The 13,747-nt window shown below is 72.3% G+C and carries 11 protein-coding genes; 6 read left to right on the forward strand and 5 right to left on the reverse strand.

Annotation, left to right across the window (positions count from 1 at the left end):
* Nucleotides 1–25 precede the first annotated feature (25 nt).
* Complete coding sequence (locus ACZ7M7_RS13165; RefSeq protein ID WP_472115751.1) at nucleotides 26–487, forward strand: PPOX class F420-dependent oxidoreductase; 462 nt, start codon at nucleotides 26–28, stop codon at nucleotides 485–487.
* A gap of 7 nt (nucleotides 488–494) precedes the next feature.
* On the opposite strand, the gene ACZ7M7_RS13170 is transcribed toward ACZ7M7_RS13165, so the two are convergent.
* From ACZ7M7_RS13170 to ACZ7M7_RS13180, 3 genes are read right to left on the reverse strand one after another with little or no spacing between them, the layout of a single operon-like run.
* Nucleotides 495–1,628 (reverse strand): glycosyltransferase, encoded by a 1,134-nt coding sequence (locus tag ACZ7M7_RS13170; RefSeq protein ID WP_383600832.1) that lies wholly within the window; start codon nucleotides 1,626–1,628, stop codon nucleotides 495–497.
* A 27-nt stretch (nucleotides 1,629–1,655) separates the two neighbouring features.
* Nucleotides 1,656–2,981, reverse strand: a complete 1,326-nt coding sequence (locus ACZ7M7_RS13175; RefSeq protein ID WP_472115754.1) for a nucleotide sugar dehydrogenase — start codon at nucleotides 2,979–2,981, stop codon at nucleotides 1,656–1,658.
* Nucleotides 2,982–3,009: 28 nt separating this feature from the next.
* Nucleotides 3,010–4,482: a glycosyltransferase family 4 protein gene (locus tag ACZ7M7_RS13180; protein WP_472115757.1), complete on the reverse strand. Its 1,473-nt coding sequence runs from the start codon at nucleotides 4,480–4,482 to the stop codon at nucleotides 3,010–3,012.
* A 171-nt stretch (nucleotides 4,483–4,653) separates the two neighbouring features.
* On the opposite strand from ACZ7M7_RS13180, the gene wecB reads away from it, so the two are divergent.
* From wecB to ACZ7M7_RS13200, 4 genes are read left to right on the forward strand one after another with little or no spacing between them, the layout of a single operon-like run.
* Entirely contained in the window at nucleotides 4,654–5,721 is a 1,068-nt protein-coding gene (wecB, locus tag ACZ7M7_RS13185; protein WP_472115760.1) for a non-hydrolyzing UDP-N-acetylglucosamine 2-epimerase, read from the forward strand.
* The gene (locus ACZ7M7_RS13190; RefSeq protein WP_472115763.1) at nucleotides 5,714–6,361 is read left to right on the forward strand and encodes a class I SAM-dependent methyltransferase; all 648 of its coding nucleotides are present in this window, start codon (nucleotides 5,714–5,716) and stop codon (nucleotides 6,359–6,361) included. Before wecB ends, ACZ7M7_RS13190 begins: the two co-directional genes overlap by 8 nt.
* Nucleotides 6,361–8,169, forward strand: a complete 1,809-nt coding sequence (locus ACZ7M7_RS13195) for a hypothetical protein (RefSeq protein WP_472115766.1) — start codon at nucleotides 6,361–6,363, stop codon at nucleotides 8,167–8,169. The genes ACZ7M7_RS13190 and ACZ7M7_RS13195 overlap by 1 nt, the downstream gene beginning before the upstream one ends.
* Entirely contained in the window at nucleotides 8,166–10,349 is a 2,184-nt protein-coding gene (locus tag ACZ7M7_RS13200) for a glycosyltransferase (protein ID WP_472115769.1), read from the forward strand. Before ACZ7M7_RS13195 ends, ACZ7M7_RS13200 begins: the two co-directional genes overlap by 4 nt.
* Nucleotides 10,350–10,450: 101 nt before the next feature.
* Here the strand turns inward: ACZ7M7_RS13200 and ACZ7M7_RS13205 are convergent, their stop codons facing one another.
* Nucleotides 10,451–11,797 (reverse strand): MFS transporter, encoded by a 1,347-nt coding sequence (locus tag ACZ7M7_RS13205; RefSeq protein WP_427838993.1) that lies wholly within the window; start codon nucleotides 11,795–11,797, stop codon nucleotides 10,451–10,453.
* Between the two features lie 201 nt (nucleotides 11,798–11,998).
* Nucleotides 11,999–12,664 carry a TetR/AcrR family transcriptional regulator gene (locus ACZ7M7_RS13210; protein WP_365053653.1) on the reverse strand — a complete coding sequence of 222 codons (666 nt, stop codon included), beginning with the start codon at nucleotides 12,662–12,664 and terminating at the stop codon, nucleotides 11,999–12,001.
* Nucleotides 12,665–12,833: 169 nt separating this feature from the next.
* Between ACZ7M7_RS13210 and ACZ7M7_RS13215 the strand changes: the two genes are divergently transcribed.
* A complete protein-coding gene (locus ACZ7M7_RS13215; RefSeq protein WP_383622267.1) occupies nucleotides 12,834–13,721 on the forward strand; it encodes a shikimate dehydrogenase in 888 nt (295 codons plus the stop codon).
* The last annotated feature ends 26 nt before the right edge of the window (nucleotides 13,722–13,747 follow it).

Raw genomic sequence — 13,747 nt, forward strand, 5'->3', positions numbered from 1 at the left:
GACGCCCGACAGGGTTGATGGAGGCATGACTCAGGACGCCACCCGGAACGCCACTCACCACGCACTGCTCACGCTGCTCTCCGAGGGTCACGGCGGGGTGCTGGTCACCCTCAAGCGTGACGGCCGGCCGCAGCTGTCGAACGTCAGTCACGCCTACTACCCCGACGAGCAGCTCATCCGCGTGTCGATCACCGACGACCGCGCCAAGACCCGCAATCTGCGCCGGGACCCCCGGGCGTCGTACCACGTCACGAGCCCCGACCGGCGGGCCTACGTCGTCGCTGAGGGCACGGCCGACCTGGCGCCGGTCGCACAGGAGCCGTACGACGCCACGGTCGAGGAACTCGTCCGCCTCTACCGGGACGTCCTGGGCGAGCACCCCGACTGGGACGACTTCCGGGCGGCGATGGTCCGGGACGGGAGGCTCGTGCTGCGGTTGCGGGTGGAGCGGGTGTACGGCATCCCCAAGGGGACCAACCGGGGCTGAGGCCCCGTCAGCGCATGGCGGGTGTCGGGGGCGCGGACGCCTCCTTGACCCAGGTCTCCAGGCACATCACGAACTCGGTGGCGTGATCGGCCCAGTTGAGGTCCGCGAGCGCCGCCTCCCACCCCTGCGTGGCCGCACGCAGGCGCAGTTCCGGGTCGGTGCGCAGGCGTCGCACGGCCGCTGCCGCCGAAGCGGGATCGCCGTAGGGGACGACGAGGCCGCAGCCGTAGCGTTCGACCAGGTCGGTCGCGAGGGGGGTGGGTGTGGTGACGACGGGGACGCCGTGGGCCATGTACTCCACGACCTTGGTGGGCCGTGAGTGGCGGTAGTTGGGCTGGTCGTGCAGGAGGGACAGGCCGGCCAGGGCGCCGGAGAGCAGACCGAGGGCGCGGTCGTTGGGCAGGTAGCCGTGCCAGCGCAGTACGCCGTCCCGGTCGGCCTCGGTGAGCGGGCCCCGCACCTCGGGGTCCGCCGCGCCGATCACCTCGACGCGGACGTCCGGGCCCAGCAGCCGTGCCGTTTCGATGAGTTCCAGAGCGCCGCGAGCCCGCGACAGGTGCCCGAGGTAGACGACCCGGTCGTCGCCCGGCGGCTCGGGGGGTTCGGGCGGCACCGTCGCGAGGTTCCCCACCACGGGGTGGGGGTGGCGGAAGCGCTGCTGGTAGGCGTCCTCGGCGAGCAGCAGCCGCAGATGCCGTTCCGCCAGTCGCTCCACGGCCCGTACGGCCAGCCGCAGCGGCGGCCGTAGGGGCCCTGGCACCCAGCGTTTCATCACCAGCGCCGCCGCTGTGTCCTCGTGCACGTCCCACACGGTGACGGGAGCGCGTCCGCCGCGTCGCCAGCGCCGCAGGGTGCCGGGCAGCGCGAGCAGCAACTCCGGGTCGTGCAGCAGGACGACGTCCGCCTTGGGCCCGCGCTGGGCGAGCAGGGTGCGGGCCGCGCGCAGGGCGGCACGGCGGTCCCGGCCGGCGGCCCGGGGCAGGTCCACGCCCTCGACGTACGGTCGCGGTGTCATCTCCCGGGCCGCGAACGGCGCCGCGTACACGACCCGGTGGCCGCGCTGCCGCAGGGCGGCGATCTCCCGGTGCAGGATCCGCGCGTCCTCGGGGTGGTGGACGACGGTGACGACGAGTATCCGCATCAGGGCACCTTTCGACGCAGGCGACGGTCACAGCACCTCGACGTCGGGCCGGAAGATCCGTCCCCGCGTGTCGAACAGCATCCGGGCCCCGTCGCCCAGAGCCGGCAGGTCGTAGGCCGAGTGGTCCTGGAGCAGGATCGTCAGGTCGTGCTCGCGTGCCGCCGCCATGACGTCGTCCACGCGCGGGACGCTCTCCCCGTCCACGGACCACACCCGCACATGCGGGTCGTGGAACGCGACCTCGGCCTGCCGTTCCCGCAGCAGCCGCGCCACCGGCACGGCCGGCGACTCCCGCTGGTCGGCCACGTCCGGCTTGTACGTGACGCCCAGCAGCAGCACCCGGGAGCCGTGCAGCGGACGGCCGGCGGTGTTGAGGAGGTCCTGGGCGCGGCGCACCACGTACTCCGGCATCCGCCGGTTGATCTCCTGGGCGAGCTCCACGAAACGGAACTCGTAGCCCAGCGAGGAACGCACCTTGTACGACAGGTAGTTGGGGTCGATGGGAATGCAGTGTCCGCCGACCCCCGGACTGGGCCGGAACGCCTGGAAGCCGAACGGCTTCGTGCCGGCGCAGCGGATCGCGTCCCACAGGTCGACGTGCAACTCGTGGCTGATCACGGCGAGTTCGTTGACCAGGGCGATGTTCACATGCCGGTAGGTGTTCTCCAGCAGCTTGGCCATCTCGGCCTCGCGGGTGCCCTTCGCCTGGACGACGGTGTCGACGAGCTTGCCGTAGAAGGCGACCGCGCGCGCCGCACAGGACGGCGTGCAGCCGCCGACCACCTTCGGCGTGGTGCGCAGCCCGTGCGCGGTGTTGCCGGGGTCGATGCGCTCGGGCGAGAACGCCAGCGCGACGTCGACGCCGATGCGCAGCCCGGACTCCTCCAGGAGCGGGCGTACGACCTCCTCGGTGGTTCCCGGATAGGTGGTCGACTCCAGCACGATCAGCTGTCCGGGCCGCAGCCGGTCCGCCACCGTCCGCACGGCGGAGGTGACCGCGGCCAGGTCGGGCCCGCCGTCCTTGCCGAGCGGCGTCGGCACACAGATCACCACGGTCTGCGCGCTGGCCAGGCAGTCCTCGTCCGTGAACGCGCTGAAGCCGGCCGCCCGCATCCGGCGGACGTCCTCGTCGGAGACGTCGTCGACATGGGAGTGCCCGGTGTTGAGCGCTTCCACGACCCGGGGGTCGCGGTCCAGCCCGACCACTCTCAGGCCGACCGACGCCGCCTCACGCGCGAGCGGCAGTCCGACGTAGCCGAGCCCGATCACCGCCAGATCCACGTGATCGGGCCGTTCTGCTTCCCCGAGCGGTTCGCTCTCTTCCCCGAGCGGTCCGGTCTGTTCGACCTGCATGGGACTCACCCCGCATCAAGGCCTTGCGTCAAGGCGTCGCATCAAGGCTGCCCAGAGCGCGGTACGCCTCACGGGTTGTGGCGGCGACTCGCTTCCAGGTGCGGTCACGCGCGACCGTCGCGCGGGCGGCTGCTCCCCACTCAGTGCGCCGTTTTCGACTGTAAAGGAGTATTTCGATCTCATCAGCCCAGGAATATGGTGATTCAGGCTTGATCAGCCTTCCGTTCACCTCCGGTTCGACCAGTTCTCGCAGTGCGGTGACATCACTCGCGGCCACCGGAACACCGCTCGCCATCGCCTCGACAGGCTTGAGCGGGGTCACCAGATGGCAGACGCGCTCGTCGGTGCGTGGCACCGCGAACACATCCAACACCGCGTGGAATTGCCGCACTTGGGCGTGCGGCACCCGGCCGGTGAACAGGACTACCCCGTCGGCGAGGCCCAGCCGGGCGGCAAGTCGCTCCAGCGCGGGGCGCTCCGGGCCGTCGCCGACGATCAGCAGTCGCAGCGGGACTCCACGCCGGATCAGCTCTTCACCCGCATGGAGCAATGTGCCGATGCCCTCGAGCGGGGTGAGGCTGCTGACGGTGCCCACGACGAACTCGTCCGGCGCGATGCCGAGCCGGGCGCGCACGGGTGCCCCGTCCGGCGGTGGGGCCAGGAAGTCGTCGTCGACGGCGTTGGGTGCGATCAGTACCCGCTCCTCGGGCACCCCGCGGTCCACGATCTCGGCCTTCATCGCCTCACCCAGCGTCAGCACCAGGTCGGCCTCGCGCATGCAGGTCGTCTCCAGGGCGCGTCGCGTCCGGTACGTCTCGTCGTCCCGGCTGCGGCCCGGCGCCTGCGTCAGCCACGTCTCCTCCAAGAAGCCCCGCACCTCGTAGACCACCGGCAGTCCGTACGTCTCCCGCAGGGCGAGCGCCACGCGCCCGTTGCCGTGGTCGGACGCGGCATGCAGCACCGCGGGCCGCAGCCGCTCCACCAGCCGCGCCGCCAGCTCGGCGTTGCGGGCCAGCGACGCGGCCTGCCCGTACGGCAGCCGCAGCGGCAGCAGCCGGTGCTGCGGGACGCCGTTCACGTGCTGTGACGGGCGGGCGTCCAGAATCCCCTGCGTCACGGGAAAGCCGATCCGGGTCACGACCTGCGGGTCGAGGCCGGCCGCCAGTTGGGCCTCGGCGAGCTTCTGCGTGCGCACGGTGTAGCCGGCGTGCCGGAACGGCAGCCCGTTGGTGACCAGATGGAGCACCCGGCCCGGCACCGGACGAAACGGCCGCCCCCAGGGCGCGGGCACCCGCACAGCGGAGGGCGCCGCGGCCGGCCCTGCCGCCAGGGCGCGCCCGGCCAGCCGCCGTTCGAGCGGCCGCAACCCACGCCGCGCACGCTCCGGCACCAGACGCACGGCCAGCAGCGCCGCCCGCACCGGGTCCTGACGCAGCTCGCCAAGCGCCACGGAGGCCGCCAGACTGATGGCCCGAGGAACATAACGAACATAGCGAGACATATCGCCAAGGTAGGCCGCAACGCCGGCCACGGCCCACCAACCTGTCCCGGGCCGACGACACCGGCCGCGAGGGAGCCGAAGGGCGCGCTGCCGTCTCGACACCGGCTGAGGCACCCCGCAGGCGACCGAGCCATCAAATCGGAGGCCCCATTGAACGGCTGCGTACTCCACGTGGTCGGCACCCGGCCGAACTTCGTCAAGGCCGCGCCGGTCGTCGCCGCTCTCGGCGCGGCGGGCTGCGACCAAGTGCTCGTGCACACCGGCCAGCACTACGACGAGCGGATGTCGGACATCTTCTTCCGGCAACTCGGCCTGCCCGAACCCGACACCGACCTCGGCGTGGGCTCCGGCAGCCACGCCCGCCAGATCGCCGACCTGCTGGTGGCCCTGGAGGCCGAACTGACCGCCCGCTCACCCGCGCTGGTCACGGTGTACGGCGACGTGAACTCGACGCTGGCCGCCGCACTCGTCGCCTCCCGCCTGGGCGTCCCGGTGGCGCACGTCGAGGCAGGGCTGCGCAGCTTCGACATGGCGATGCCCGAGGAGACCAACCGGCGGCTGGTCGACCAGCTGGCGGAGCTGTTGTTCGTCACGAGCCCCGAGGCCGTCGGTCACCTCGCGCGCGAGGGGATCGCCGCCGAGCGCGTGCACTTCGTCGGCAACCCGATGATCGACACCCTGCTCACCCATCTGGACCATTTCGACCCGACGGTCGCCCGAACGGCCCATCGACTGCCCGAGCGCTACGGCGTCGTCACCCTGCACCGGCCCGCCAACGTCGACGACCCGGAGGCCGCCGCGGCCGCCGCCCGGGTCCTGACGGAGGCCGCCCGCCACCTGGACCTGGCCGTGCCGCTGCACCCGCGCGGCCGGGCGGCGCTGAGTGCGGCGGGCCTCGCGGACGCACCGGGCATCCACCTCCTCGACCCGCTCGGCTACGTGGAGTTCATGAGCCTCGTGCGGGGAGCCGCCGCGGTGATCACCGACTCGGGCGGCGTGCAGGAGGAGACGACCGTTCTGGGTGTCCCGTGTCTGACCCTGCGCACGACGACCGAACGCCCCGTCACCGTCACTCACGGCACCAACCGCCTTGTCACGCACAGGGAGTTGGTGCCCGCGCTGCGCAAGGTGCTGGACGGCGGGGGAGCGGCGGCGAGCGAGGGGCCACCGCTCTGGGACGGCCGGGCGGGCACGCGTATCGCCCGGGTACTCACGGCATGGTTGGAGCGCCATGGCTGACGACACGCGCACGCACGACGACATGCGGCCGTACTGGGACACCCGGCACGCCGAACGCGACGAGCTCGCCTCCGGCGGGCACATCGGACTGGACCGTTCGGGCAACGAGATCTTCTACGCCCAGCGGCTCGGCGCCCTGCTCACCCTCGTCGGTGACCTGTCCAGCCCCACCGCCCCGCTCTTCGTGCTCGACGCCGGCTGCGGCAAGGGGTACTTCGCCCGCGCCCTGTCCCGGTGCGGCCATCGGGTGGACGCCTTCGACACGAGTCCGACCGCCGTGGAGCACGCCCGCGCCGAGGGTGGCGGCCCGCGCTACGCCGTCGCCGCGCTCGACGAGTGGCGCAGTCCGTGGCCGTACGACATCGTTGTCTGCGTGGACGTCCTGTTCCATGTACTGGACGACCAGGCGTGGGCGGCCGGTCTGCGCAACATGGCCTCCCTCATCCGCGTTGCCGGCCGCCTGATCGTCACCGACGAAGACACCGCCGATCGCACGACCCGCGGCGACTACATCGTGCACCGCCCGATCGCCGCCTACCGCGCCGAACTCGAGCCGCTCGGCCTGCGGCACACCCTCTTCAGGCCGTACGGCTTCCGGGAGAACCGGGTCGGCTTCCACGTCTTCACGAGGACCCGCTGATGCGCCTGACCGACCTGCTCCATCCGCACCTCGACGGCGTCACGACGGTGGTGGACGCGACCCGAGGCGCGCTGAATCTGGAGCCGTATCTGCATCTGCCCCCCGGTGTCGCCCTGCGCGGCGACGACGAACGACCCGTCACCGAGGGGGAGTTGGCCCTGCTGTCGTACGGACCCCGAGCCGAGCTGCACGGCGGCGAGGACGCCGTTCGTGCGGTGCTGGCACGGATGAGGCCCGGTGCGCGCGGGCTGATCGTGTTCGGCCACGGCGGCTCCGAACTGCCCTACCACCGGCTCCTCGACCATCTGGTGGCCCACCACTGCCAGGTCCTGCGCGCGGCACCCCTCGACTACGTCCATCTGCACGTCGGCGCGGTCATCGCCCGCACCGACGAGCTCCTGCCGCCGCACGACTTCTTCGGCCGGCCCGTGCCGTCCGACGGCTATGCCACGGCCCTGCGGATCGCCGACGAGTACGTCTTCGCCGACCTGGCCTCCCGGTCCATGCGCGCCCGGGTGCTGGACCTGGAGCGGACCGTCGAGGAGGCGGAGCACACGCGGGCCGCCGCCGGACAGGACGGGCTCGCCGAGCGGCTCGCCGCCGCCGTACGGGAGAAGGAGCAGCTGGCCGCCGCGCTGCGTGCCGCCCGCGACCGGGTCGACGTACTGCAGGCGCGCGTGGCCATGCTGGAGGGCTCGACCTCGCTGAGGGTCGGAAAGGCGCTGGTGTCGGCCGCGCGCTCACCGAAACGGGGCGCGGCCCGGCTGCCGGGGGAGCTGTACGGACTGTGGCGCGGGCGGCGCCGCACGGCCGGGCAGACGCCGGCCGACGCGCCGCAGACCCGGACCGAACCGGACGCGCCTGTCGACGACCGGTTCCACCTCGCGTACCGCGCCCTGACCTCGGCGCCCCGTGACCGCCTCGTCGTCGCCGGGATCCTCACGCCCGCCACCGCCGAGGACTTAGCGGCGGACGCGGTCGTCAACCGGCTGCTGCCCCATGACGGACGGCTGCTCGTACAGCGCACCGACCCCGACGTGCTCGTCGTGCAGCTGAGCGCCTGCACGGGCGACGGACCCTGGTGGCTCACCGGTACCGGACTCGCCCCCGACCTGGACCGCACCCTCGCCGAACTCCTCGCCGAACAGAGGGTGCTGGGCCGGTCGGCCGTGCTGTGGCGGGACGGTCCCGCCTCCGCCGCGCCCGGCCTGGCGCGACTCGCCTGGGACGCGGTCATCGACACCGACACCGGCGTACGCCTCGCCCGGCTGGACCCGGCCGCGGAGGGCAGGGAGCGGCTGCGCGAGGTGTTCCGCGAGGACAGCACCCGGGTACGGCTGTCGCAGCTGGCGCGGCTCGCCGGTGCCCTCGATCCGCTGGACGAGAGGCGCGTCGCCGTGCTGGCCGCGCCCCGGGACCACACCGATGTCGCCCGGCTAGTCGGGCAGGTGCTCGGCCAGCTGCACCGCCCGGTCGAGGTCGTCGTGCCCGATCCGGCGGGGCTGGACGAACTCACCGCCGCCGGAGTGACCGTACGCCGGGGGCAGCCCCACGCGTCCTGGGTCGCCGACTGGACGGACCTCACCGAGGACCGGCCGGACACGTTGCTGCTCGACCTGATGTGCGCCCAGGAGTACTCCGGCGCAGACGCGGTGGGCCACACGCCGACCGCCGACGACTACGTCTTCGTACCGTCGCTGCGTCCGCTGCTGGTACGCCGGTCGCTGCACATGTCCGGTACCGATCCCGGCAGTTGGGCGGCGCAAGGACACCGACTGTTCGCCGTGCGCGGGAAGGAGCCGTCATGAGCCGTACGCTGCGGGCGCTCGTCTACGGCGACGTCGACCTCAACCTCATCGACGGCTCCGCCGTGTGGGCCCAGTCGACGGTGCAGGCGCTGTCCCGGGCGGGCTGCGAGGCCCGGCTGCTCCTCAAGTCGCCCGTCCGCACGGGCCGGTTGACGGATCCGCTGGCCGAGCTGCCCCGGGTCACCCTGGTGCGCCCGCACGAGGAGCGGCTGCTGCCGGGACCGGCCGACCGGCCCATGTCGCCGGTGCAGGCCTCACAGGTGCTCACCCGGCTCGACGAGGAGGCCCCCTGCGACCTGCTGGTGCTGCGCGGCCGGCGGCTGGTCACACGGGTCGTGGCCGACGGCGTGTTCGACGGGCGGATCTGGGCCTATCTCACCGACATCCCGCAGTCCGCCGCGGAGATGACCGAGGCGGCCCGCGCGGAACTCGGCCGTATCGCCGAGGCCTCGCAGCGGCTCCTGTGCCAGACCGAGGAGCTGCGCTGCTTCCTGGAGACGTGGGTGCCCGAGGCGTACGGCAAGTGCGTGCTGAGTCCGCCCGCCGTGCCCGAGCCGGACTTCCCGATGCCTGAACGTGACGTGCCGCACGATCCACTGCGGCTCGTCTACACCGGCAAGTTCGCACCCCGCTGGAACACCCTGCCCATGACCCGGCTGCCGGAACTGCTCGCCCGACGGGGCGTCCCCGCCGAACTGCACACCGTCGGCGACAAGATCCACGACGACCCGGGACACCCCGGCTTCCAGGACGGGATGGCGCGTGCGCTGGCCGGCACCCCCGGCGTCGTGCACCACGGCGGACAGCCCCGCGAGGAGGCCATGCGCATCGCAGCGGACTGCGACGTCGGCCTCGGCTGGCGGGACCCGGTGCTCGACTCCAGCCTCGAACTGTCCACCAAGGTCCTGGAGTTCGGCGCTCTCGGCCTGCCCGTGGTCCTCAACCGAACCCCGGCGCACGAGGCGCTGCTCGGCGCCGACTATCCGCTGTTCGTGCCCGGACCCGCCGAACTCGACGACGCCGCCGAAGCCGTCGCGAGGGTCGCGCGCGAGCCCGAGGCCCGGCGCCTGGCGGCCGACCGCTGCCGCGAGGCCGCCCGCCACCACACCCTGGACGGCGCGGCCGACCGCTGGCGGACCCACCTCGACCGCGCCTTCCCCGCCCCGCCCACCGCGGTGACGGCCCGCCAACGGCCCTTGCGCGTCGGAGTCGCCGGGCACGACCTGAAGTTCCTCACCCGCCTGCTCGACCACTTCCGCTCGCTGCCCGGCCTGGAGGTACGGGTCGACGCCTGGCCGGCGCTGTCCCGCCATGACCCGGACGCCAGCCGTGAACTCGCCGACTGGGCGGATGTGGTGGTCGTCGAGTGGTGCGGCCCGGCGGCCGTCTGGTACAGCCGCCACAAGCGCCGCGGCAGCCGGCTCGTCGTACGGCTGCACCGCTTCGAGCTGGACGCCGGGTGGCCCCGGCAGGTCGACATCGACGCCGTCGACCGGGTGGTGTGCGTCAGCCCGTACTACGCCCGCCGCACCCGCGAGCACACCGGCTGGCCCGCCTCCAAGGTCGTGGTCGTCCCCAACTGGGTGGACACCGAACAGCTGGACCGCCCCAAGGCGCCGGGCGCCCACCACCGCCTCGGCATGATCGGCATCGCGCCCAGCCGCAAGCGCCTCGACCTCGGCCTCGACGTGCTGGAGGCCCTGCGCGCCCGCGACCGGCGCTGGCATCTGTCGGTCAAGTCCAAGCCGCCCTGGGAGTACTGGTGGATCTGGAACAAGCCCGAGGAGCGTGAGCACTACGACGCCGTACTGCGCCGTATGCAGACCTCGCCGCTGCTGGAGGGTGCCGTCGTCTTCGACGCGTTCGGCCCGGACGTGGCGGGCTGGCTGCGGCGGGTCGGACATGTCCTGTCCACCAGCGACGACGAGAGCTTCCACCTGGCGCCCGCCGAGGGCATGGCCTCCGGCGCCGTACCGTCGCTGCTGCCGTGGCCCGGCGCCGACGAGATCTACGACCGGCGGTGGATCCACGACAACCCCGAGGCCATGGCGGAGGCGATCGCCGCGCTCGGGGAGGAGGGCTGGCGGTCCGCCGGCGAGCTGGCCCGCACGCAGGTGCGGGAGGGCTTCTCCCTGGAGCGGGTGGCCGACAGCTGGACGGAGCTGCTGGTGTCGGGGTGACACCGCCGGACCCGGAGCCGCTGACAGCCCTGGTCCCCGGAGCCGTCACGGCGTCCGGGGACCGGGCAGTTTCGCAAGGGCGGCGCACGATCGGCGCAGGCTCAGGCCGTGACCTTCTCCGGCTGGGTCACCTTCCGGGGCTCGCGCTCGCCCAGCAGCTCCGTCGGAACCTTCGCCGTTTCACGGGCCGAGAGCGCGGCCACGACCGGCGGTACGCACAGGGCCGCGGTGAAGAGGGCCACCGCGGACCAGTCGTCGCCGTCCGGGCCGGCGATCTGCGCGGCGAAGGTGACCGCGAAACCGGCGACCGCGAAGCCGATCTGGGTGCCGATGGCCATGCCGGACAGGCGGACCCGGGTGGAGAACATCTCGCCGTAGAAGGAGGGCCACACACCGTTCGCGGCGCTGTAGACCACTCCGAAGGCGACGATGCCGAGCAGCATGGTCAGCGGGTAGGAGCCGGTCGAGATCGCCCACAGGTAGAGGAACATCGTCACCGCGCTGCCCGCCGCGCCGATCAGATACACCGGGCGGCGGCCGATACGGTCCGACAGCGTGGCCCACAGCGGTATCGCGGCGAGCGCGACCAGGTTGGCGAGGGCGCCCACCCACAGCATGGAAGACCTGCTCATCCCGACCGAGTCGCTGGTGGCGTACGACAGCGCCCACACCGTGAAGATCGTGCTGACCGAGGCGACCAGCGCACCGGCGATCACCCGCAGCACATCTGCCCAGTGCTCCCGCATCAGCACCGCGAGCGGCAGCTTGACGACGCCCTCGGCGGCGGCCTGCTGCTCGAAGGCGGGTGTCTCCTCCAGCTTGCGGCGGATCACATAGCCGACGACGGCGACCGCGATGCTCATCCAGAACGGCACCCGCCAGCCCCACGACAGCAACTGCTCCTCCGGCAGCGCGGCGATCGGGATGAAGACCAGCGTGGCCAGCAACTGCCCGCCCTGCGTACCGCTCAGCGTGAAACTGGTGAAGAAGCCGCGCCGGTGCGGTGGCGCGTGTTCCAGGGTCATCGAGTTGGCGCTGGCCTGCTCGCCCGCCGCCGAGATGCCCTGGAGCACCCGGCACAGCACCAGCAGGACGGGCGCGAGGGTGCCGACCTGGTCGCGGGTGGGCAGACAGCCGATGAGGAACGTCGACACGCCCATCAGGATCAGCGTGAAGACCATGATCTTCTTACGCCCCAGCCGGTCGCCGAAGTGACCGAGGAACAGCGCGCCGACCGGCCGGGCCGCGTACGCCACACCGAACGTGGCCAGCGACAGCAGGGTGGCGGTCGCCGGGTCGGACTCGTCGAAGAAGACCTCGGGGAAGATCAGCGCGGCGGCGCTGCCGTAGATGAAGAAGTCGTAGTACTCGAGGGCGCTGCCGATCCACGCGGCGGTCGCGGCTTTCTTCGGTTGCCCCGGCGGGGCCTGGGGGACGGGGACGGACACGGCGTGCTCCTTCGAGGGGACTCCAACGTAAGCGGAGTGAGCGGAAACGAGGGACTACCAGGGAAGGGGGAGAAGTGCCGGATCCCGGCTAATTAACCCACTGGGTAGTTAGTAGCGGTGGCTACGGATGTTGCGCCGACGTTTCCCGGGTGTCAAGAGGTGCTGCCGTACGAACCTCGGTCCGCTGCTGGGCCCGTCGCCTCAGCCGGCCGCGCGCTCCGCCGTCAGATAGGCGATCACCATGTCGCCCAGCATCGCCCGGTAGTGCTCGCGCTGGGCCGGGTCCACCAGGTCGCGGCCGAACAGGGCGCCGAAGGTGTGCCGGTTGGAGACCCGGAAGAAGCAGAAGGAGCTGATCATCGCGTGCAGGTCGACGGCGTCGACGTCGGCCGTGAACAGGCCGGACTGCTGTCCCGACTCAAGGATCCGGCGGATCACGTCCAGGGCCGGTGAGCCGATCTTGCCGAGCTTCTCGGAGGCGGCGATGTGCTCGGCCCCGTGGATGTTCTCGATGCTGACCAGGCGGATGAAGTCCGGGTGCTGCTCGTGGTGGTCGAAGGTCACCTCGGCCAGTCGGCGGATGGCCGCGACCGGGTCCAGATGCTCGACGTCGAGCTCCTGCTCGGCCTCCCGGATCACGCCGTACGCCCGCTCCAGCACGGCCGTGAACAGCTGTTCCTTGCCGCCGAAGTAGTAGTAGATCATCCGCTTCGTGGTCCGGGTGCGGGCGGCGATCTCGTCCACGCGGGCGCCGTCGTAACCGGCGCGGGCGAACTCCTGCGTCGCGACGTCGAGGATCTCGGCCTGGGTGCGGGCGGCGTCACGGATCCGCCCGTTGCTGCGTGCCGGCTCTTCGACGCTGGTCATCGGCTTCCTTCGGCGAGGGGTGAGCGCGCCCCGGTGGCCCACCCGCGTGCCGGTGATTGTAGAAGCCCGGCCGCTCCGCGCGCCGGGTCAGGCCTTCCCAAGCTCTGGTTCCCCTGCTATTACTAACTCACCAGTTCGTACATTAGTGAGCCGCTCAGGAGGTCCCCCGGTGGCCAAGGACGCCAACGACTCGTATCTCGTCGGTCTGATCGGTTCCGGCATCGGTCCGTCGCTCAGCCCGGCGCTGCACGAGAGGGAGGCCGACCGGCAGGGCCTGCGCTACCTGTACCGGCTCATCGACATCGACGTGCTCGGGGTCCCGCCGGAGGCGGTGGGCGACCTGCTGCGGGCGGCGCGCGACCTGGGCTTCGACGGGCTCAACATCACGCACCCGTGCAAGCAGCTCGTCATCGGGCACCTGGACGCGCTGGCCCCGCAGGCCGAGGCGCTCGGCGCGGTCAACACCGTCGTCCTCGAGGACGGCCGGTCCGTCGGCCACAACACGGACGTCACCGGCTTCGCCGCCTCCTTCGCGCGGGGCCTGCCCGACGTACCGCTGGAGCAGGTCGTCCAGCTCGGCGCCGGGGGCGCGGGCGCGGCCGTCGCGCACGCCATGCTGACCCTCGGCGCCGAGCGGGTCACCGTCGTCGACGCGCTGGCCGACCGTGCCGCCGATCTCGCCACCGCCCTGAACCGGCACTTCGGCGCGGGCCGCGCGGCCGGCGCCGCCCTCGACGCGCTGCCCGCACTGCTGACCCACGCCGACGGCCTGGTGCACGCCACCCCCACCGGCATGGCCGCCCACCCCGGGATGCCCCTGCCGGCTGAGCTGCTCCACCCGGGACTGTGGGTCGCCGAGGTCGTCTACCGCCCGCTGGAGACGGAACTGCTGCGCACGGCACGCTCGCTCGGGTGCGCCACCCTCGACGGCGGCGGCATGGCCGTCTTCCAGGCCGCCGACGCCTTCCGCCTGTTCACCGGACGCGAGCCCGACAGCGTGCGCATGCTCGCGGACATCGCCGAGCTGGCGGACGCCGTGGGAACCCCGAGCCAGTAAGAGCCAGGAACAGCGAGAGCCAGGAG

This window comes from Streptomyces sp. NPDC111606 (assembly GCF_055656945.1).